Below are 22,409 nucleotides of genomic sequence, written 5' to 3' on the forward strand. Positions count from 1 at the left end.
CGTTCGGACCTCTACTCGATTTTGACTAGGATTAGATGGAAATAATTATATGAAAGTAAAACTAAAGTAATTAGTGACAATAGCATTTTGTGCTGTACTAGCCAACTCAGTGTAGCTTAGCAAGAGGTGCTCTTTTTTGATGAATATTCTAGTATTTTTGTTATCACTAGGATTTATCTGACGACAAAATCAATAAAAAAATTTTGTGTATTGTAAAATTGCTAGTATGACTTGTATACTAGTAGCGGTAGTTAAGACGTTTGCAAGAACTTATAATAGACTAGTTGATATACAAAGGAGAAGGAACTTTATGAGAAAAAATGGCATGCTCAAATATATAAATGAACACGATAAAGATGATACCTACTGTCGAATCATCGATTATTTATTGAGGAATAGACAGGTAATTACTAATTTGTCAGTCTCGAAGTTAGCTGAGCTAACGTTCGTTTCTCCTTCGACAGTGACCAGGTTTTCGAAGCATTTTGGGTATCGTTCATTTCAAGAAATGATTTATTCATTGAGTGATGAGTTGACTCCCTCGGCTAATTTTACTTATCGCTTGAGTAAAAGTGATTTTGATGTTTTAAAGGAAAATCCCAAGAAATTTTTAGAAATATATGGGAATGAGGTTATCGATGCTATCAAAGATTCGATTGAAAATATAAGTATTAATGAAGCTGATATTCTACTACAAAAGATTTATAGTAATAATCAAATTTACCTCTATGGGTATAGCTCTGCAGTAGATGTTGCTAAAAGCTTTCAATCAGGTATGTTGTTAAATGGGAAGCTGGTCTATTTAGGAAATGACGAAGAGCAGCAAGAAGCATTTGCAAGATCGATGAATGAAAAGAGCTTAGCTATCATTTTCTCTTCATTTGGTGGATTTTTCTCACAGAATAATGCGGTCTGGAAAGAAATATTGAAATCAGGTGCGCAGACGGTGTTGATCACACAAAGTACGAATATCAGGAATTCTACCGAAATTGATTATTTAATAAATATCGCTAGTGTAGCTGATATTAAACGAGGGAATTATTCATTGATATTCTTTACTGAATATCTGATGAGTAGGTATGTGCAACTATTTGGTTCCTAATTTTATATTCATATGAGCGATTTCACATTTGTGAAATTCCGGCCTCGTTCATGAAATTATAATCGGAGTATGAAATATAATAACTTTCCGAAAGCGTATACTTAAACTATAAAAAGGAGGTTATTACATGAAATTTTTTGACAATGTAAAAAATGTTTTAGAAGTGAAATTATCAGGAATTGCAGGCAAAGCAGCTGAGAACAAGCCATTGAAAGCAATCTCATCTGGGATGATGATGACCTTGCCATTAACATTGGGTGCTTCGTTCTTTATGATTATTGCGAGCTTTCCAGTTCCGGCATTTACACAATGGTTAAACGATGTGGGTATAGCACCACAAATGAAAGCGGTTAGTGGGGCGACGATAAATATTCTTGCACTATTTATGGCTTTTACGATTGCTTATAGTTTAGGAAAACTCTTAGATTTAAACCCTGGGATTTCAGGTGTGTTTTCATTAGCAGCTTTCCTAGTATTGATGCCTCAAGTAATTGGTGAGGGGGACACAGCTGTTGCAGGTTTTGCTTCAAGTTACTTAGGAAGCTCGGGTATTTTTATAGCTATTATTGTCAGTATCTCTATCACGTATCTCTATAAGTTTCTTTATTCTAAAGATCGATTAGTGATGAAATTACCGGATTCAGTTCCTTCAAATGTTTCTCAATCTTTTGAACCCTTGTTGATTGGCCTTGTAATCTTTGTCGCAGTTTTTCTCGTTAGATTGTTATTTAGCTATACCAGTTATGAGAATTTCTTTGAATTTATTAACCAAATTGTCGCAGCACCATTAACTTCTGTCGGTGGGTCTGTACCAATGATTCTGCTTGTATACACGTTGTCGAATCTGTTGTTTTTCTTTGGGATCCATCCCAATCCAATCTATGCCATTATGAAGCCAATTCAATTAACCATGATATTAGCTGCAGTAAATAGTATCGATGCTGGAACGAGTATCAAAAATTTTGATAGCCTAGTTGCATTTGATTTCATCTATACAGATGGGACCGGAAATACTTTGTGTCTATTATTAGCGATCATCATTTTTGGGAAATCAGTTCGATATAAGTCATTATCAAAGCTGGCCTTTATTCCTAATTTGTTTAATATCAATGAACCTGTGGTCTTTGGTTTACCTATTATGCTAAATCCAATTCTTTTTGTTCCTTATTTCTTGAGTAGTTTTGTTTCTGCGGGAATCGGTGTCTTAGCTGCGAAAGTCGGAATTTTATCGACAAGCTCATACCAAGCAGGTGTCGCGCTAGGCATGCCATGGACAATGCCAAAAATTATACAAAGACTTTTTGTTTACGGATGGTCAGGCGTTGTGGTTACCTTACTTACTATGGTTGTCGGCGTTATGGTTTACTATCCATTCTTTAAACAACTAGATAAAAAAGAATATGAATTAGAATTAGCATCTAGCACGAACAATGCGTAGGATTTGAAGGAGAAGACAATGGAATCTAAAATGATTGGCACGAATTATCATCCTCACGATTGGTCTCCCGAACAATGGGAAGCTGATTTGGATTTAATGAAGGAAGCAGGATTTTCAGTGGTTAGAGTAGGGCACCTTTGCTGGGATAGCTTTGAACCATCAGAGGGGAAATATGAATTTGAATGGATGGATACTTTTCTAGAAGAATGTCGTAAAAGGAATATCTCTGTATTTATGGATGTTCCAACCAGACCTGCTCCAATTTGGTTGCATAAAAAATTTCCTAGTATAGATATTGTAAATAAAGAAGGAATTCGGTTAAACCCTAATACAAGATATATGGAAGATGTCGGTGATCCTAATTTTCAAACACATGCATTGAAATTTGCAGCAACTTTAAGTGGGCGTTATGCAGAGCATCCTGCAATTATGGGCTTTGGTTTATGTAATGAACTGGGTTCAGGCTTTCATTCTTATTCATCGACTGCACTCAATAGATATCAGCAATGGTTGGAAAAGAAATACAAAACAATTGATAGTCTTAACAAAAACTGGAATGGCAAAAGATGGTCAAGAAAATTTGAAGACTTCTCGGATATATTTTTCCCAGTAAGTGGAGATACTATCGTCGGTTCGCCCGAGAATAGTATAGACTGTGAACGATTTTTTTCTGATGAAATTCTTAACTATTTTCATTTATTAAGTGTTTATGTAAGAGAACAAGCGCCAAATGTGGCTATATCGACGAACCATTGGGCTGAAAATAAGAATGCAGGTTTTGACTATCAGAAGAATTATCAGGAAGTAATTGACTACCCGGGAATTGGGTTTTATCCAGGAATTAATCCGGAATATGTTGATGGTGTGATTGGCGCATGTATGAATTCGGACCATCGAATTGGGGAATTAGATAAGCCAATTTGGGCGTTAGAATTTCAAACTGGAACAAATGGTGGCTATGCAGCACCTGCTGGAGCATTGAGAATGTATGCCTATCTGTCATGGGTATATAGGAATGATATGGTCTGTGCTTGGACTTTTAGAACGATGCTTGGCGGTGAAGAACAATACTTTTTCGGATTGCTCGATCATGACGGACACCCTAGTCCTAAGTTTTTCGAAATGAAGCAATTAGCAACGGAATGGCAACAAATGAAAGACAGTAAAATTGAGAGAAAAGATAATAATCAGCGGATTGGGGTAGCCTATTCATTTGATAGCTCCAAAGTTATGCAGTATGCAACAAATTATTATAAAAAGAAATATAAAAACGAAGAAGTTTTAAATTCGTATAAAGCGCTTTTTAATAATAATTTAGATTGTAATTTGATTGATTTAAGACGAGTAACAAAAGAGTATTCGGTCGTCATTGTTCCAGGGCAATGTGTAATGGATCAAGAGTCAGCTAACACAATCCGTCGAATGGTCGAACAAGGAACAACAGTTATTATGACTGCCTATTCAGCAAAGGTTAACGAACATAATCAAGCTTTCGATACGCCATTACCTGGCTATTTAAGTGATGTTTTTGGAATTAAAGTTAGAGGCTTTGATCGGACAATCACCCATGTATCTACGATTAATGAAGGTGGTATTGAAAAAAGTTCTGATAATAAAAAACTAAGAGACGTCGATATTGTGATGAATGGTGAAAAACAAAATCTAGCCATTGATTATTATGAATTTATTGAAACAGATACGGCAGAGACAATTGCTAGCTATTCAGGAAGTGAGAATGATCTAACAACGGCTGTTTCTCGTAATAATTATGGAAAAGGCCAAGCGATATATGTAGGAATTCCTTCGGATGAGCAGCTTATCGCATCGATTCTGGCTTCCCTAAATATCGACTCATTAGTGACAAAGCAACCTGATAAAGGGATTGTTACCCGCAAGTTGAATAATAATGCTCAAATCTTTATTAATACGAATAATAGTGCCTGTACAGTAGCGTTGGAAGCTGAGGGTACTGATTTATTTAACCAACAGAAATACAAAGGGACTATTCTTCTTAAGCCATATGATGTAAAAATTATTGAATATTAAGTGAATAGTCGCCGATTTGTTTTAGAAAGGATTATCAGATGCGTAGAAATTTTTTGTGGGGTGGCGCGATTGCTGCTAACCAAAGTGAAGGTGCTTATAACGAAGATGGGCGAGGCTTAGCGAATGTCGACTTATTACCGTATGGTGAAGATAGATTAGCCTATATGTCTGGGGAAATTGATTCGTTAGAGCTTCAGCAGAAATATTATTATCCATCTGCTAAAGGGATTGATTTTTATCATAGTTATAAGGATGATATCAAATTACTAGCAGAAATGGGGTTTAAATCCTTTCGAATCTCAATTGCTTGGACGAGGATTTTTCCTAATGGTGATGAAGAAGAGCCAAACGAAAAAGGTGTAAAATTTTATGAGAACCTCTTTCTCGAATGTAAAAAATACGCGATTGAACCGATTGTAACGATAGCTCATTTTGATTGTCCTGTGAACCTAATAAAAAAGTTTGGCGCTTGGTGTAGTCGAGAGATGATAGCTTGTTATGAAAAGCTATACAAAGTTTTATTTACTAGGTATAAGGGATTGGTTCATTATTGGATAACATTTAATGAAATCAATATGATTTTACACGCGCCATTCATGGCTGCCGGAATTACTTTTAAAGACGGAGAAGACCATGAACAGGTAAAATATACAGCAACACATCACGAATTAGTTGCTTCGGCGATGGCTGTAAAATATGCGCATGAAGTCGATCCAGAAAACAAAGTAGGCTGTATGATGGCGGGTGGTGACTATTATCCCTATTCTTGCAATCCGAAAGATGTGATGGAAGCGATGAATAAGAATAGAGAAAATTTGTTTTTCATCGATGTACAAGCTCGAGGCGAATATCCTGAATATGCAAAAAAACAGCTGGAACAAAAGAACATTACCTTACCAATTCTTGAAGGTGACTATGAATTATTAAAAGAGCATACGGTAGATTTCGTTTCCTTCTCCTATTATGCTTCAAAAGTCGCGGCTAGTGATTCTAGCGAGAAAAGAGAAACTGCTGGAAACTTGGTCAAATCAATCAAAAATCCTTATCTTACGCTTAGTGAGTGGGGATGGCAAGTTGATCCATTAGGATTGAGGATTACGTTGAATACCATTTGGGACAGATATCAAAAGCCTTTATTTATTGTTGAGAATGGCTTGGGCGCGATTGATAAGCTCACACAAAATCATGAGATAGAGGATGACTATCGAATTGCTTATTTATCTGAACATATCAAAGAAATGTTGCATGCAATTGAGCAGGATGGCGTTGATGTCTTAGGCTATACTTCTTGGGGCTGTATAGATTTGGTCTCTGCAGGAACGGGCCAGATGAGTAAGCGGTACGGCTATATATACGTGGATGCGGATGATCATGGACAAGGTTCATACAAGCGCTATCGAAAAAAATCTTTTTATTGGTATAAAAAAGTTATCGAAAGTAATGGAGCTATATTGTTATCCTAAATAAAAATATATTTGATAAATAAGTAAATCGTCGCCAGTATTAGTTAACTGGTGACGATTTATTTTTGGTTATAGACTGTAGATGGTAAATCATATAGATTGATTGCCGCTATACGCCACTCTACTAAAGAGTTTATCGAGCTTGTCTGAGAAAAATTGTACGAGTGGCGAGAGACTGACTAGAACGATAAAAGTCCCAGGTGTGATGCTTCGCGCGATTAAAAACGTCAGTACGATTGCACTGGAATCGCCTAGCAATTTGGCTTTTCGTAGATTGAGTTGGAATCGTTTTGAGAGACTGAGCATTAGACAATCAACATGATTGGTAGGGAATTTGGCACGAATATAGATTGAGATTCCCAGACCCATGAGAAAGATACCCACAATAAATAGCAGGATTTTCGTAGTTGGACTTTCGCCGGGAAAGAGGGTTTTAACCAAGCTTAAGTAAAAATCAATTAAGAGACTTTGGATAAGACTAGTAATAAGTGATAAAAAGACGCGCTTTTCTTTGGTCAGAAAATAGCAAAAGGTCAAGATTGCTGAGGCACTGAAAAAAGTCGTCGCGCCGACGGGTAGTCCGGTGAGTTTACTTGTAGCGACATAGACTCCGTCCCAAGCACTTTGACCATATGTACTGGTAATTAGACAGGAAATTCCTAAAATTAACAGATTGAAACCGACTAGATAGATACTTATACGTTTGACGATAGACATTTAATTCACCTACATTTCTAGAATAACTAGACAATTAAACCAATCGTGTTGATTCGCTGAACTGCAGCAGTTTTCGTTGGTTTGATTCGTTGTATAGCTAATTGTAGGGGGAATCATCGACGAAGTCTGTTGCCTGTGCAACCGGAAAATGAACTTATTTTTCCGAGTAATCTTACGCATTCATTCAAACGTTAATTTATCGCAGAATCGTCTTTGATTTAATCTCAAAGAAATTTTTATGAAACGTAATAATGCCGTCTTTTTGCATGGCACTGAGTTCCCGGGAAAGGGCGCTACGGTCGACATCCAAATATTGAGCCATTTCTTCACGATTAAAGGGAATAGTGAAGCTAGTTGTCTGTTTTTCTTTGGCAATACTCGAGAGCAGAGTTAAGACTTTTTCACGAACAGTTGGCATAATCAGACAGTCGTTACGGTCGTGCAATTCCAAGGCTCGTTCAGCAACACTATCAAATAAGTTCGATAGAAATAGTTGATGGACACGCGTTTGCTCAGGATAATAAGTAAAAAGATTTTCTCTAGGAATGCTGAGCATAGTCAAAGGTTCAAGGGCACGAATCGACATGGGACATTTTCTTTGAATGCTTAAAGCCGTGAGTAAGGCCGAATAGCCGCCTGAATGATGATGCGTTACAATAATTTCTTTGCCGAGGATATTTAATTTGCTGCTGATGGCGGTGCCACTGATGATGATGCCCAGTTCATGGACCTCATTTTGCTCATAAACAATCATTTCATCTTTCTGATAATATTTGATTTCAGCTTTCATCGCAGTCAGTAATTGTTCGATTTCAGTTGGATTTAGTTGAGTAAATAAAGCAGTATCGCTGAGAGCGAGATAGGGGATCATGACTTTGCCTCCTACGTTGCGTGGGCAACAGATTTTATAGATGAATAATAATATAATTAGTTGGTAAGTACAAGCAGTGAGCGAAAAATAAATGGCAGTTAGCTTGAAGCTAAGCTGAAGATGGCTTTCTGAAAAATGCAAAATTAAGAGGAAACGATGTTAGGAGAGATGGGAAATGAATCCAGTTATCGAGGGGCAATTGCAACATAGAAGTATTCGGAAATTTACGGATCAGGCGGTGAGTAAAGAAATTATTTCGACACTTGTGGAGGTGGCACAGCATACTGCGACGAGTAACTATGCCCAATCGTATTCGATTATGAGTATCACAGATGTCGAGAAGAAAAAGAAGATTGCTGAGATTGGGGGGCAGCCCTATATTGCGGAATCAGGACATTTATTTATTCTATTATCGGATCAATCGAGAAATGCCACGATTGTTGAAGAAGCGGGTGAGTCTAGCGAGGTTTTTGAAAGTTTTGACAAGTTTTTTATTGGCGCAACGGATGCCATCTTAGCTGCTCAAAATATAGTTGTTGCGGCAGAAAGCTTAGGCTTAGGCACAGTTTTACTGGGAAGCATTTTAAATCAAGTTGACCAGCTATCTGAGTTATTGGATTTGCCAAAGTTCGTCGTACCAGTCTTGGGGATTGCTTTAGGTTATCCTGATCAAGAACCGCAAATGAAACCGCGATTGCCAGAAAAATTGATTCATTTTGAAAATAGTTATCCGAGATGGGAAAATGTATCGCAGCAGCTGGAAGAATATGATGGCACGGTGACGAGTTATTATAGTGCTCGGGATTCGAATAAGCGGATTGAAACCTTCGCGCAAATGATTACGCAGTGGAGTCAGTTGACTCATCCGGGGCGTTTGAAGATGTTGGAGAACATTCAAAAGCAGGGATTGGCTAAGTTTTAAGCGGGTCAGAAGGCTGAAAGACAAAAAAGTAGTCAACAAATGATTTGCTGGCTACTTTTAATTTGTTTGTTTTTCTAATTTTTTTACTCGACCACCGATTTTGAAAGCATATTTTTCTGCTGCTTCTTTCGTTTTATACGTTTTTGCGATTGTTTTGTCACGCGTACGTTTTCCATCAGCGGTGAGATAGCCATGAAAGATTTTGATTGCATACATCGGCTAGACACCTCCTCTAGTTGTATAGTATTATAATAAAAATAGCGGTTTCATTCAAGTGGATTGTCTCAAAAAATGCTAAAAATTACATTTGTTATGTGATAAACTGTAAGTAGTACAATTAAATGTGTGAATTTTTTGAAAATAAGAATAAATCGGAGGAAAGACAATGATTGCATCTACACGTTCAGATTATCCAGGGATGAAAGTGGTCAAAGAACTAGGAATTGTTACAGGCTTCGATGCTGCCTTACGACCGATTCGTTTGACGGTCAGCATGGCGGAATATATGGAAAGTGCGATTAAAGATATGAGTAAAGAAGCAGAAAAACTCGGAGCAAACGCCATTCTGGGTATCAATTTTTCGATTGGTGAGAGAGATAAGCCAGTTGTCATCGGAACGGCAGTAGTACTGGAAGAAGAATAATTAATTTAATCGATACATAGTTGTTAGGATACAGAATTTTTTGTATTATAGAGTTAAGCTTGATTGATATTAAAATCACTAGTGAAGAAATATCTTCAAAAATCTAGATAATCACTTATTCGCTTGATAAAAATACCCATATATAATCAGGAGGTTTGTCTAATGAAACATATATTAGCTCAAATTCATCAATTTTTATTAACTTCAAAAATAAAACCTCAAAGTAAGGGTACCCTTCTTGTGTGTGCTTGTGTTATCCTAATCGTTCAATTGTTGAGTCAAGTGTACACTAAATCATTTTTTAGTCTAAAGGATTCTCTTATTACTTTGTGTATTGTTCTGGTAATTTATTTCATTTTACCAAAGAAATCTAACAATTAAACAAACACTGTTAAGGAGCGAAATCTATGATATTGATTATCTTATCGGTACTGTTAGTTTTCATCGGACAGGCGATGAGTAAAAATCCACCGAATAATATTAATGGATATTATGGGTTTAGAACAAAAAAATCGATGGAAAATAAAGAAAATTGGCTACAAAGCCAGAAGTTGTTAGGTAAATTTTCCCGAAAAATGGCAATACCAAGCTTTATATTAGGAATGATTTTTTGTGTTATTGAACTTTATTCATTAGTGCATTTAGAAAATAAAGATATTTTTACAAACTGTTTTATTATTGAAAGTATCATATTGACTATGTTGCTATGCTTGATAGTCCATTCAGTAAATAAGAATTTATGAAATTTATTGCGGAAAACTATTTCTAAAAATAAAGTTTTTGAGTGATACATATCCATGCTTGAGTCCTTTATATTGGTCTGGGATAAGTCATCCTCGATTAGTCTAAAGGATTTTTTTAGTTGAATCGCTTTTGACTCATGGTTTTCTATCAGAACTATCTTTGCAATACTAGTCTAGTAAACTAAATACTAAATCAAGAAACGGATTGAGCCCTCAGAATTGTAGAGTGCTGGATCCGTTTTTTCATTCGCTGAGTATAGAAGAAATAGCTTAACCTTATTTTAATGCCAACTAATCTTTACGTTGTAAAGATTGAATGGTATACTTTTAAAAACAAGAAATAACAGGCGATATATAGTGGCAGTCATGATTAAAAGCTAGCGTAATAAGTGAGAGAGTTAAACAAGAGAGTTGCGCAAAAACGGCTATCTGCAATGGACCTGATTATCTAATGAAAAGGAATTGGCGAATGAAAGACTTATCGAAAAAACAGTTACTCTTAGCGTTTGTTACGTTTCTACTTTTTATGTTGGAATTATTTTCACTGGGGCTGCTTGAACCGCTGCTTTTTAACGTAACATATAACAATTATACGGTGACCCAGAAAGGATTCCATTGGCTAATTACTGCTGTGTTATGGTTCGTCCCCAGTATTTTTCTCGTGCGGTATAGCAATCGACTGGGTGAGAAAATCAATTATCGTGGTTCAGCCAGAGTAACTCTGAAGAACTGGGTTAGGGTCGGTGCGTTGTTATTTGCTTGTAAAATGATTACCTTCATTGATTGGCAAACGCTGAAGGTGATTGGTGAATTTGATAGAAAAGGCAATCTTTATCTTTTCTCGACACAATATCTCTACTACTTCGTGGAAGTATTTCTACTGTTGCTGATTGTCGTCTTTGCTCAAAAAGCTTTTGATATCCAGTGGAGAGATTCAGTGCGAGTTCCTTTTGGAGGATTATTCTTAGCCATAACTTGGGGGGCTTTTCACTTCGTGTCAACCGGCGGCGATTTCTGGAATGGTTTGTCCTGTATGATTTTCTCGATTATCTGTGGTTGGGCGTATCTATATTTAAATAAAAATGTGTTTCTATTTTATCTATTTCTGATTGTGGGGTACTTATTATGAGCGATTATTCAAAAGAGCGTCATGAAGTCACATTTCGTCATGCTAAAAAGGAAGAATTGCTGTTAATTATTGATTTATTTTCAGATTCATTCAAAAATGATCCGCTAATGTCTGTTTTTAATCCTACGGGAAAAAATCAGCAGCAGTTTATACATACTCTATTCAGCGTAAATACGATTTCTTATTTCCGCAAGCATCTGTGTTTTGTGGGGATCTTAGAGGATGAAATTGTCGCAGCTGCATTAGTTAAAAAGAAAGAGGTTCCTGAAGTGAATTTTGTCGATTATGCGAAATCTGGTGGTTGGAAATTGATCACCAATTTAGAAATCAACCATTTTATCAGATTCTTAGCAACTTATGATAAAGCCCAAGTAGCGTGTAAAGAGCTGAGTCCAGATGGCTGGTACATTGATACGATAGCGGTGAAGGAATCTCGGCAAGGTGCAGGTTTGGGTGGAAGTTTGATTCAAAAATGTATCCTTCCATATATTGAAAATTGCGGTGGTGGACAATTAACGCTGATTACCCAGAATAAAAATAACTGTCAGTTTTATGTGAAGAATGGCTTTACTAATTTTGACAAGAGCGGGTTAACTAATGACCAGGTAAAAATTGATAATTATAGCTTTAGCCAGTACATCTCAGCGACTGTTTCTGATGGATAGGTTGGTTTTTAGATTGATTGTAAATGATAGTTCGATTAACGTATAACTGGGTCTAACCTCAACTAAATGAGGCTAGACCCAGTATTTCAGTTCAATTATTCTAATTATTCGTGGTTGTTTCTAATTGCTTCTACTAATTCTTTCGTTGCGCCGACACCGACTTTTTCATCGTAGTATGCGGTGAAGCGTTGATCGGCCAAATACATTTCGGCTAGTCCTTGATGGGCTTCAATTGAATAGTTAGGCCATGAATGAGACAACCATTGTTTGTGTAAGGCCATGGCTTTTTGCTGTAGCTGCTTCCGTTTATCTGCTGCATTTTCTTCAAGTTCAGCAGCTTCTAGATTCAGTAGTTCACTCAACACGGTGAATAATTCTTGTTCTGTTTCAGCCATCTGTTTGACTTGTTCTTCGGTTAGATGGGCGAATTTTTTGTTCGAAGCTTCAATGGTTTCTTCGCCATATTTTTCACGAATTTCTTGGCCGTATTTTGCTTCATTTTCTTGCAACTTTTCTTTCTTAAAGGCTTCAAATTTTTGTGTATCAGTCATTGTAATTTCTCCTTTTTGATAACGTAATGTTTGTTCGACGGTATAGAGTAAGGCATCAATCTCAGCGCGTTTCTCGAGTAAATGCTGATGATGTTCCTCTAAAGCAGTCGTAATCTGGAAGGTTGGGTTAGCCAATATTTGCTTAATTTCCTCCAGCTTCATATCAAGGGAACGATAGAACAGAATTTGCTGCAAACGATCCACTTCCTGCTCACCATAAATGCGATACCCTGAAGAATTAATCCTCTTCGGTTGTAATAAACCAATTTCATCATAATATCTGAGTGTTCGTGCACTAACACCTGACAAATGAGCGATTTTCTTGATGGTGTATTCCATATTAATTCCCCCTGACAAAATCTAGCATAAGCCTTCACGTAACGAGAAGGTCAAGTATTTTATATAAATTATTTCAAAAAAATGTTCATTAGTTTGATTGTTACTTATGTTATACTTGATTTACTAATAAAATGAAAGAGGTTATTTATGAATATTGTTTTTGCAGACATTGATGGCACGTTTCAAGGGATGGGGACTCCTGTACCTGAGATAAATATAAAGGCAGCGAAAGAATTACAGAAACGCGGGGATCATTTTGTATTTGTCACGGGTCGTGGGTACAATTTAGTGGAACCGCTACAAAAAGAGATTGATTTAGACTGTGACGTTATTTTCGGCAATGGGGCTGGTTTAAAGGAAGTCGGTAAACCGGCTGTCTTCCGTAATTGTCTTTCTTTGGATACCTTGAAACGGATTGTTCCGATACTAGATGAGATGGATATTCTTTACTTTATTCATTCTGATGATGAAGTGGTGATGAAGTCAGTAGAGAATTATCGTGGAAATTTGGCTGATTTGCGTGAAAGCATGGAATTTATGGGTGAGCAACGCCATTTCTTAATGGATTTTAAAACGAATTATTTCGAAGAGACCTGTCATCATGTGACGGATGTGGTGGAATTTTTTGAAGCGAACCCAGAACGAGTGATTGTCAAAGTGGAATTAATGGAAGCAAGTGATGAGAAGCATCAAATTCTGCGAGAAAAATTATCTAGTGCAGATAGTTATGTCTTCAAATCCTATGTAAAAACGTTGGAAATCGTTAATCCAGCCAGTACGAAGGGTGCGGCGATCCAATCTTACATGAAAAAATACCCAGGAGCGACAAGCTATGGTTTAGGTGATGGCGAAAACGATTTGCCAATGCTGGAAGTGGTAGATATTTCTGTTGCCGTTGATAATGCTACGGATGCGGTGAAAGAAAAAAGTGATAGAATTGTAGCAAGCTGTGAGGATGGCGGCGTTGGACAATTCATTTTTGAAGAAATTCTAGCAAACAAGTAAGGAAATTTATTTCGTAAATTTATTCTACAACAACTTATAATAGAAGAAAGACTATTCGCTGACCATAAGTTTCTGAGGTTATCGGATAGTTTTTTTGCCTATATAGGTCACTGAGCATTGTTGGAGTTGACTAAATCTTGCTAAAACGTACTTAATTTGGCTAAATCAGCCTAAATATTAGCGAACTATGTACATTAATGAACAAATTGTTGAAAAAAAGAGTTATTTTCTTTTTCATTTTCATTTATTTGTTATAATATAGGGTAAATAAATTGAATGTACCTGTTTCATATAAAAGGAGTAAGAAAATGAAAAAAGTCTATGCAGATGACAGCCTCACTCTACATACCGATCTCTACCAAATCAATATGATGCAAACGTATTGGGAATTAGGGCGAGCAGATTTACATGCGGTTTTCGAATGCTATTTTAGAGACATGCCGTTTAAACATGGCTATGCTGTTTTTGCCGGTTTAGAGCGTCTAATCGAGTATTTGGAAAATCTACATTTCTCAGAATCAGATTTAGCTTATCTAAAAGAAGTCGAAGGCTATTCCGATGGCTTTATCGATTATTTGCGGAATTTTAAGTTCGCTTGTACCGTTCGTTCGGCTAAAGAGGGCGAATTAGTGTTCAATAATGAACCAATTATTCAAATTGAAGGGCCACTGGCTCATTGTCAGCTCGTTGAGACGGCTTTATTAAATGCAGTTAATTTTCAAACATTGATTGCGACAAAAGCAGCGCGGATCAAATCAGTGATTGGTGAGGATCCGTTGCTAGAATTTGGGACACGTCGAGCACAGGAATTTGATGCAGCAATCTGGGGTACGAGAGCGGCTTACATTGGTGGGGCAGATGCCACTAGTAATGTGCGCGCAGCGAAAGTTTTTGGTATTCCGGCTAGTGGGACTCATGCGCATTCTTTGGTGCAGTCTTACGGAAATGATTATGATGCGTTCATGGCGTATGCCAAAACGCACAAAGATTGCGTCTTTTTAGTGGATACCTATGATACCTTAAAATCAGGTGTACCAACAGCGATTCGCGTGGCGAGAGAATTAGGTGATCAGATTAATTTCTTAGGCGTGCGGATTGATAGTGGTGATATGGCCTACATTTCTAAAAAGGTCCGTGAACAATTAGATGAAGCTGGTTTTACAGAAGCGAAAGTCTATGCTTCAAATGATTTAGATGAAAATACAATTTTGAACTTAAAAATGCAAAAAGCGAAGATTGACGTTTGGGGTGTGGGTACCAAATTAATTACCGCCTATGATCAACCAGCTTTGGGTGCGGTCTTCAAGCTTGTTTCAATCGAAAACGAAGACGGCGAAATGATGGATACCATCAAGCTTTCAAGTAATGCTGAAAAAGTAACGACGCCAGGGAAAAAACAAGTTTGGCGTATTACGCGTAATTCTGATGGCAAGTCGGAAGGGGATTATGTGACTTTATGGGATGAAGATCCGCGGGAAGAAGCTGAAATCTTCATGTTTCATCCGGTTCATACATTTATCAATAAAACGGTCAAAGATTTCACTGCGCGTCCTATTTTACAGGATATCTATCGAGATGGGCAGTTGGTTTATGAAGTGCCGTCGTTGGAAGAAATTAAGGAATATTCTAAGGGCTGTTTAGATTCATTGTGGGAAGAATACAAGCGAGACTTGAATCCGCAAAAATATCCAGTTGACCTATCGACAGATTGCTGGAATCATAAGATGAAGATTATGGAACAAATACGTCAAGAGTTAGCCCGCAGCTATATCCTTGACTAGGAGGCAAACAAAAGATGAGCTTACAACAGGAAATTATTCAAGAATTAGGCGTGCAAGCGACTATTGATCCGACACAAGAAATTCGCAAGAGTGTCGATTTTTTGAAAGAATATTTAGGTAAATATCCATTTTTAAAAACCTTTGTCTTAGGCATTAGTGGGGGGCAAGATTCTTCTTTAGCAGGCCGATTGGCTGAATTGGCGATTAGTGAGTTACGCGAAGAAACTGGCGATGCAGCCTATCAATTCGTGGCTGTCCGTTTACCTTATGGGACGCAAGCTGATGAATCGGATGCTAAAAAAGCCTTGGATTTTATTCAACCAGATGTTAGCTTACGTGTCGATATTAAGCCAGCTGTGGATGCCCAAGTAGCTTCTTTAGTTGAAGCTGGCGTTCAAATCAGTGATTTTAATAAAGGCAATATCAAGGCGCGTCAACGAATGATTACGCAATATGCGATCGCCGGTGCCAAAGCAGGTGCGGTGATTGGGACGGATCATGCAGCAGAAAATATTACGGCTTTTTTCACTAAATTTGGTGATGGCGGGGCTGATATCTTGCCACTCTTCCGTTTGAATAAACGCCAAGGAAAAGCTTTGTTGAAAGAATTGGGTGCACCAGAGGAATTGTATTTGAAAATTCCCACAGCTGACTTAGAAGATGATAAGCCGCTGCTTTCCGATGAAGTCGCACTAGGCGTGACCTATGATGAGATTGATGATTACTTAGAAGGTAAAGAAGTTTCTCAGGATGCGCAAAATAAAATTGAAGCATGGTGGGCTAAAGGACAGCACAAGCGTCATTTGCCGATTACTATCTTCGATACGTTTTGGAAATAATTCATGAAGGACAAAAGAGTTTGGGCTGACCCAAGCTCTTTTGTTTTGTCAAAATTAGCGAAATACATAGCATAGGAAACTTTCTAAGGACTGGCGAAGCATCTTTACTTTCAAAGTGGCAAAGACTACAATAAAAAGTATCAGTCGAAAAAAGTTTTTTTGAAAAGAGAAATGAAGGAGATTTTTCGTGAAAAATATAATTAAAAAGCTATTGAAGGATAAACGGATTACTTATCCAATCATTGCGCTACTTTTACTGGCACTAGTAATCGGCAGCAATCTGTATCTCCAGTGGTGCCAAAATAATTTATCGTGGGATTTGGCCGTGAAATTTGCCTTCTCTTGGCATGCAGAGAAATTTTTCTTAGGTTGTTTTGTGTTGGCCGTATTGCTACTATTTCTGGTCAGCTTGGCAGGTTTTGTTAGCTTTGGCGCATTACTGTATGCGCTGATTATTGGGATCCTCGGATATGCCGATTACATGAAGATGACTTTGCGCCAAGAACCGATTTATCCGGATGATTTAAAAATGATTACCGAACTGGGTCTATTAAAAGAGATGACTGGCACAGGGCCCTTCATTTTGATTATGGCTCTGGCCTTGATTGCTCTAGGATTATTCGGTTGGGGAATTTACCGGAGTTTTAAGAAGCCTCGCAGATTCCAAGTGATTCGTGGCGTGGTCTTTGTTCTAGCAATCTCCTTATTCGCATACATTGGCAATTTCAATAATCCGAATAACTTATTGCGAAAAGAGTACAATAAAACCGCTCTATGGATTCCTTATAGTCAGAAAATGAATTATTACAATACCGGTTTCATTGGCGGATTTTTGTATAATTTGAAGGTTGAAGCAATGGATAAACCCGCGGATTATTCGAAAGAAAAAGTCTTAGAAGTGACTAAAAAGTATCAAGCGAAAGCGACAGAGTTGAATAAGACCCGAACGCAGGAAGCCCCGAATATTGTTTATATTATGAGTGAAAGCTTTTCTGATCCAGCTCGTCTGAAGGGCTTGACGATTACCGGTAGTCCGCTGGCTGATTATTATGAGATGGCGAATCAAACTTATAGTGGCAATATGCTTTCGCAAAATTATGGCGGTGGGACAGCGAATATTGAATTTGAAGCCTTGACCAGCTTCTCGATGGAATTAATGAATCCACAAATGACCACACCTTATACGATGCTTGTGCCGAAAATGGCTGAGATTCCGTCATTAGTTTCCGTTTTACAAGGGAGAGATTATGATACGACGGCCATTCATCCATACAATACATCGATGTATAAACGTAAAGATGTCTATGAAGTGATGGGCTTTGACCGATTTTTAGATGAAGAGACGATGACTTATACAGAGAAAATTGAGAAGAATGCCTATATTTCTGATGCGCAAGCCTACCGTGAAGTCGCAGATATTTTGCAGGATGAGTATACGCCACAGTTTGTTCATTTGGTGACGATGCAGACGCATATGCCGTATAATGGCAAATACACCACGCTTGATTATGATGCGGCGGGTGTTGGGAATATGGATTCTCTGAAGAATTATTTGCAAGATGTTTCCTATAGTAGCCAAGCGTTAAAAGATTTTCTGAATGAGTTGAAGAGTGTCGAACGTCAGACATTAGTCGTCTTTTGGGGCGATCATCTGCCTGGGATTTATTCTGATGAAGTCCAAGCAGAAAATGATCAGAGTACGCTACATGAGACGCAATTTTTGATGTATGATAATAAAGGCAATTTGAGTGAAGCAGACAATCATCAAGCTGTTACCAGTCCGTTTTATTTTGCTGGGGATTTATTGGAACAAAGTAATCAACCGACGACAGGTTTTTATCAACTAGTAACGACTGTTCAAAAAGTTTTGCCAGCTTTCGAAAAGAATTTATATTATCAAGATGGGCTGTGGTCTGAAGAGATGAATCTTTCGGATGAGGAAGCTGAAGCCTATCAAGACTATCAATTAATCCAATATGACATTGTGGCGGGCAAGCAGTATAGCCTAGCGGAAAACTTTTTTAAGGAGTAAATAATGAGTTTCATAAAGAAAGATAATCAAATGTATTATAATCCAATCCGGCGAGCAGTCCTGAATCATCAAATGATTGAGCCAGGCGACCGTGTGGCGATTGGTATGAGTGGTGGCAAGGATAGCACCAGCTTATTGTATTTTTTAGATACGATCAGAAAACAACAACGACTAGGCTTTGACTTCGAGATTGTCCCAATCAGTTTAGCGATGGGCTTTGAGATGGATATTACGCCGATGCAAACATTTGTCGAGAGTCTGGGCTACGAGCTGGAGGTTGTCGATACGAATATTGCTCAAGTCGTCTTTGATATTCGTGAAGAGAAATCGCCATGTTCTTTATGTGCAAAATTACGTCGAGGTTATTTGTATACGCGAGCGAAAGAATTAGGCTGTCAAAAAGTTGCTTTGGGTCATCATTTAGATGATGCGATTGAAACGTATTTCATGAATTTCCTGTTCCATGGAAAAATGAATAGCTTTGAACCGAAAAGCTATCTCTCAAAAACCGATATTACGCTGATTCGTCCGATGATTTATTTAGAAGAGAAAGAAATTATCAAGTTGGTTCAAAGAGAAGAGTTACCAGTCATCTTTAATCCGTGTCCAGTTGATAAGAAAACTAAGCGCGAAGAGATTAAACACTTGGTTACTGGTTTATCTGCCGAATATTCGGATATTCGCCAAAAATTCATCATGGGGATGGAACAAGGACAAGCCGCTGATTTCTGGACACCGTCTAACGTTTAGTAAAGAAGATCAGATATTTCTGTGCTCATCATCAAATAAATAAGTAAACCTCAAATGCCTTAGTATCACTGATTCTAGGCGTTTGAGGTTTTTTGATTAGTTTATGTGAGTCAATTTATAAAAAGTGTTATCTGTAACCAGTAAGCGTAAAAGGAAAAAAACATGAAAATTGCGAAAAAGGATTGCTCTATTATGCCAGTCATTGTATACTGATAGAGTAATAACTCATGAGGGAGTAACTGGCAGCAGAATGCTGTGGCAACATCACCAACCCTGAAAGAAATTTCTGGTGTTGTCTTAAACAGTGAGACTTATGTATGTCTATTAAGCATACACAAGTCTATTTTTTTTCCTTTTTTTCTGAGATTCGGTAGAATAAAGAGAATAGACTTGTAGCGCTGAAAAATAAGGAGGAAGAACATGTCAGAAGAAAAGAAACAACAATTGACTCACGCATTTTATGGTCAAACAGAGGATACCGTACTTGCGGAGTTAAACACTTCACAGGAAGGACTTAGCGGGGCAGAAGCCAAAAAACGTTTAGACGAATATGGGGCTAATGAACTTGATGAAGGCAAAAAGAAAAGTATGCTGGTTAAATTCTTTGAACAATTCAAAGATTTAATGATCATCGTCTTGATCGCTGCGGCGGTTATCTCAGCGATTGTCTCACACGAAATCGTTGATGCAAGTATTATCATGTTAGTGGTTATTATCAATGCCTTAATGGGTGTTATCCAAGAGTCGAAAGCGGAACAAGCAATCGAAGCGCTGAAAGAAATGTCAACGCCGAATGCGAATGTCTTGCGTGATGGCCACACACTTTCAGTTAAAAGTGATGAATTAGTGCCCGGAGACGTTGTCTTACTTGAAGCGGGGGATGTTGTTCCTGCCGATATGCGTTTAATCGAGGTACGCTCACTTAAGATTGAAGAAGCTGCCTTAACTGGTGAATCTGTGCCGGTTGAAAAAGAATTAGTAACGTTGGAAAATACGGAAATCGGGATTGGTGACCGTATCAACATGGCTTACTCAAACAGTAATGTGACTTACGGACGTGGGAAAGGTGTTGTTGTCAACACTGGGATGAACACGGAAGTTGGTAAAATCGCCGGCATGTTAGCGCAAGCCGATGAAACAGAAACACCACTTAAAAATAACTTAAACCAAATGGGTAAATTCTTAACATTTGCGATTATCGTGATTGCCGTGATTATGTTCTTCGTGGGAATTTTCGTTAATAATACTTCACCAGTTGATATGTTACTTACGTCAATCTCTCTAGCGGTTGCTGCGATTCCTGAAGGATTACCAGCGATTGTAACGATCATTTTAGCTTTAGGTACGCAGGTTATGGCGAAACGTAATTCAGTTATCCGTAAATTACCAGCCGTTGAAACATTGGGAAGTACCGATATTATTGCATCAGATAAAACCGGTACATTAACATTGAACCAAATGACTGTTGAAAAATTATACTCAGATAACAAACAAGTCAGTGCGACTTCAGATATCTCAACAGATAACATGGCATTGAAGATTATGAACTATAGCAATGACACAAAATTTGCTCAAGATGGTAGCTTAATCGGTGACCCAACTGAAACAGCGTTAATCCAATTTGGTTTAGACCAAGGCTTCAACGTCAATGATAAAGTTGCTGAAGAACCTCGTGTCGCTGAATTACCGTTTGATTCTGAACGTAAATTAATGTCAACTGTTCATCAATTAAAAGATGGCAAATTCTTAGTAGCAGTTAAAGGTGCGCCGGACGTTCTTTTACAAAAAGCAAACCGCGTATTATTAGATGGCAAAGAAGTTGAAATGTCAGCTTCAGACAAACAAGATATTTTAACAAACAACACAGATATGGCCAAACAAGCACTACGTGTCTTGGGTATGGCTTACAAAATTATTGACGCTGTTCCTAGTGACATCACAAGTGAAGTCCTAGAAAATGAATTAGTCTTCGCTGGTTTAGTCGGCATGATCGATCCAGAACGTAAAGAAGCTGCTGAAGCCGTACGTGTAGCTAAAGAAGCTGGTATTCGTCCGATCATGATTACTGGGGACCACCGCGATACTGCTGAAGCAATTGCTGCTCGTCTTGGTATTATTAAAGCCGGTGACGACGATGCTGTCTTAACGGGTGCTGAATTAAATGATATGTCTGATGAAGAATTTGCACGTCGTGTTCATGAATACTCAGTTTATGCTCGTGTATCACCTGAACATAAAGTTCGTATCGTGAAAGCTTGGCAAAAAGAAGGTAAAGTTGTGGCGATGACCGGGGATGGCGTGAACGATGCACCAGCCTTGAAACAAGCCGATATCGGTATTGGTATGGGAATTACCGGAACAGAAGTATCGAAAGGTGCCTCTGACATGGTTCTTGCCGATGATAACTTTGCAACAATTGTCGTAGCCGTTGAAGAAGGCCGTAAAGTCTTCTCAAATATTCAAAAAACAGTACAATATTTACTTGCCGCAAACTTAGGGGAAGTGTTAACACTATTTATCGCTACATTGCTTGCTTGGGATACATTACTGCCAATTCATTTATTATGGATTAACTTAGTAACGGATACTTTCCCAGCGATTGCTTTAGGTATGGAGCCTGCTGAAAAAGATTTGATGAGCCACAAACCTCGTGGCCGTAACTCGAACCTCTTCTCAGGTGGTGTCTTCAGTAGTATTATCTACCAAGGGATTCTTGAAGGTGGTATTACCTTGTTCGTTTATTGGTCAGCAATTGAATGGCCAGTTCACGCCGGCTACGATGCAATTCATGCCGATGCGTTAACCATGTGTTTTGCAACATTAGGTTTAATGCAGTTGTTCCACGCGTTTAACGTGAAATCAATTCACGAGTCAATCTTCAAAGTTGGACCATTCAGAAACAAAGCCTTCAATGGGGCAATTCTGTTATCATTCGCTTTGATGGCCGTGATTATCTTAGTCCCAGGTTTAAATGATATCTTCCGTGTAGCTCACTTAGATACTTACCAATGGGGTGTTGTATTAGGTGCTTCATTCTCAATCATTCCAATCGTCGAAGTTGTAAAATTCTTCCAACGCATGGGATTGAAAAATAAAGCCTAATCAAATTAAGATAACTTGTTAGTTGATTCTTGAAAAAGAGCTGACTAGTAAAAAGTAAAAAGAGAAACTGAAACAGAGTGTGGACAGAATTTGTTCATGCTCTGTTTTTTGATTATAAGGTTGTAGTGCGGATAAAGGCTCTTCGTCAAATAGTGTTGGTGAGGGTCAAATTGAATAGAGTACAGTGTCTCCAGTTAAGCAGCTTTGCTTAGCTGGAGCTTCGGATAAATAGCCTGGATTCTTAATAATAGTGTTTGTATACTGTATTTTC

19 protein-coding genes are annotated in these 22,409 nt (G+C 37.9%); 15 read left to right on the forward strand and 4 right to left on the reverse strand.

All coding sequences use genetic code 11. The features are described from left to right. The first annotated feature begins 310 nt into the window (after positions 1 to 310). The 4 genes from BAU15_RS11120 to BAU15_RS11135 all read left to right on the forward strand — a co-directional run bounded on the left by BAU15_RS11120 (position 311) and on the right by BAU15_RS11135 (position 6,049). The gene (locus tag BAU15_RS11120; protein ID WP_161842819.1) at positions 311 to 1,102 is read left to right on the forward strand and encodes a MurR/RpiR family transcriptional regulator; all 792 of its coding nucleotides are present in this window, start codon (positions 311 to 313) and stop codon (positions 1,100 to 1,102) included. A 127-nt stretch (positions 1,103 to 1,229) separates the two neighbouring features. Next, positions 1,230 to 2,540 (forward strand): PTS sugar transporter subunit IIC, encoded by a 1,311-nt coding sequence (locus tag BAU15_RS11125; protein WP_161842820.1) that lies wholly within the window; start codon positions 1,230 to 1,232, stop codon positions 2,538 to 2,540. Between the two features lie 18 nt (positions 2,541 to 2,558). Beyond that, positions 2,559 to 4,586, forward strand: coding sequence for a beta-galactosidase (locus tag BAU15_RS11130; RefSeq protein WP_161842821.1), 2,028 nt, complete (start codon positions 2,559 to 2,561; stop codon positions 4,584 to 4,586). A 38-nt stretch (positions 4,587 to 4,624) separates the two neighbouring features. Then, on the forward strand, positions 4,625 to 6,049 hold the full coding sequence (locus BAU15_RS11135; protein WP_161842822.1) for a 6-phospho-beta-glucosidase: 1,425 nt from the start codon (positions 4,625 to 4,627) through the stop codon (positions 6,047 to 6,049). 90 nt (positions 6,050 to 6,139) lie between these two features. Here BAU15_RS11135 and BAU15_RS11140 read toward each other — a convergent pair whose 3' ends face one another. Together BAU15_RS11140 and BAU15_RS11145 are read right to left on the reverse strand one after the other, a co-directional pair. After that, entirely contained in the window at positions 6,140 to 6,766 is a 627-nt protein-coding gene (locus BAU15_RS11140) for a YczE/YyaS/YitT family protein (protein ID WP_161842823.1), read from the reverse strand. A 196-nt stretch (positions 6,767 to 6,962) separates the two neighbouring features. Then, positions 6,963 to 7,637, reverse strand: a complete 675-nt coding sequence (locus tag BAU15_RS11145; protein WP_161842824.1) for a Crp/Fnr family transcriptional regulator — start codon at positions 7,635 to 7,637, stop codon at positions 6,963 to 6,965. 175 nt (positions 7,638 to 7,812) lie between these two features. On the opposite strand from BAU15_RS11145, the gene BAU15_RS11150 reads away from it, so the two are divergent. Then, entirely contained in the window at positions 7,813 to 8,559 is a 747-nt protein-coding gene (locus BAU15_RS11150) for an NADPH-dependent oxidoreductase (RefSeq protein WP_161842825.1), read from the forward strand. 57 nt (positions 8,560 to 8,616) lie between these two features. On the opposite strand, the gene BAU15_RS15605 is transcribed toward BAU15_RS11150, so the two are convergent. Continuing rightward, positions 8,617 to 8,775 carry a hypothetical protein gene (locus tag BAU15_RS15605; protein WP_202622736.1) on the reverse strand — a complete coding sequence of 53 codons (159 nt, stop codon included), beginning with the start codon at positions 8,773 to 8,775 and terminating at the stop codon, positions 8,617 to 8,619. Between the two features lie 169 nt (positions 8,776 to 8,944). Between BAU15_RS15605 and BAU15_RS11155 the strand changes: the two genes are divergently transcribed. From BAU15_RS11155 to BAU15_RS11170, 4 genes are all read left to right on the forward strand, one after another. Next, positions 8,945 to 9,202 carry a heavy metal-binding domain-containing protein gene (locus BAU15_RS11155; protein WP_161842826.1) on the forward strand — a complete coding sequence of 86 codons (258 nt, stop codon included), beginning with the start codon at positions 8,945 to 8,947 and terminating at the stop codon, positions 9,200 to 9,202. 407 nt (positions 9,203 to 9,609) lie between these two features. After that, a complete protein-coding gene (locus tag BAU15_RS11160) occupies positions 9,610 to 9,945 on the forward strand; it encodes an SdpI family protein (protein WP_161842827.1) in 336 nt (111 codons plus the stop codon). A 451-nt stretch (positions 9,946 to 10,396) separates the two neighbouring features. Then, positions 10,397 to 11,074 carry a hypothetical protein gene (locus BAU15_RS11165; protein WP_161842828.1) on the forward strand — a complete coding sequence of 226 codons (678 nt, stop codon included), beginning with the start codon at positions 10,397 to 10,399 and terminating at the stop codon, positions 11,072 to 11,074. Next, positions 11,071 to 11,739, forward strand: a complete 669-nt coding sequence (locus BAU15_RS11170) for a GNAT family N-acetyltransferase (protein WP_161842829.1) — start codon at positions 11,071 to 11,073, stop codon at positions 11,737 to 11,739. Before BAU15_RS11165 ends, BAU15_RS11170 begins: the two co-directional genes overlap by 4 nt. 104 nt (positions 11,740 to 11,843) lie before the next feature. On the opposite strand, the gene BAU15_RS11175 is transcribed toward BAU15_RS11170, so the two are convergent. Continuing rightward, positions 11,844 to 12,629, reverse strand: a complete 786-nt coding sequence (locus tag BAU15_RS11175) for a MerR family transcriptional regulator (protein WP_161842830.1) — start codon at positions 12,627 to 12,629, stop codon at positions 11,844 to 11,846. 147 nt (positions 12,630 to 12,776) lie between these two features. Here BAU15_RS11175 and BAU15_RS11180 point away from each other — a divergent pair, with 147 nt between their 5' ends. The 6 genes from BAU15_RS11180 to BAU15_RS11205 all read left to right on the forward strand — a co-directional run bounded on the left by BAU15_RS11180 (position 12,777) and on the right by BAU15_RS11205 (position 22,138). Then, positions 12,777 to 13,634, forward strand: a complete 858-nt coding sequence (locus tag BAU15_RS11180; protein ID WP_161842831.1) for an HAD-IIB family hydrolase — start codon at positions 12,777 to 12,779, stop codon at positions 13,632 to 13,634. A gap of 308 nt (positions 13,635 to 13,942) precedes the next feature. After that, positions 13,943 to 15,415 carry a nicotinate phosphoribosyltransferase gene (locus BAU15_RS11185; RefSeq protein ID WP_161842832.1) on the forward strand — a complete coding sequence of 491 codons (1,473 nt, stop codon included), beginning with the start codon at positions 13,943 to 13,945 and terminating at the stop codon, positions 15,413 to 15,415. A 14-nt stretch (positions 15,416 to 15,429) separates the two neighbouring features. Next, the gene (gene nadE, locus BAU15_RS11190; protein ID WP_161842833.1) at positions 15,430 to 16,254 is read left to right on the forward strand and encodes an ammonia-dependent NAD(+) synthetase; all 825 of its coding nucleotides are present in this window, start codon (positions 15,430 to 15,432) and stop codon (positions 16,252 to 16,254) included. 187 nt (positions 16,255 to 16,441) lie between these two features. Next, positions 16,442 to 18,286, forward strand: coding sequence for an LTA synthase family protein (locus BAU15_RS11195; protein ID WP_161842834.1), 1,845 nt, complete (start codon positions 16,442 to 16,444; stop codon positions 18,284 to 18,286). 3 nt (positions 18,287 to 18,289) lie between these two features. Continuing rightward, a complete protein-coding gene (locus BAU15_RS11200) occupies positions 18,290 to 19,036 on the forward strand; it encodes a tRNA 2-thiocytidine biosynthesis TtcA family protein (RefSeq protein ID WP_161842835.1) in 747 nt (248 codons plus the stop codon). A gap of 420 nt (positions 19,037 to 19,456) precedes the next feature. Further along, positions 19,457 to 22,138 (forward strand): cation-translocating P-type ATPase, encoded by a 2,682-nt coding sequence (locus BAU15_RS11205; protein WP_161842836.1) that lies wholly within the window; start codon positions 19,457 to 19,459, stop codon positions 22,136 to 22,138. Positions 22,139 to 22,409 lie beyond the last annotated feature (271 nt).

The sequence above is a fragment of the Candidatus Enterococcus huntleyi genome (assembly GCF_009933175.1).
Classification (GTDB): domain Bacteria; phylum Bacillota; class Bacilli; order Lactobacillales; family Enterococcaceae; genus Enterococcus_K; species Enterococcus_K huntleyi.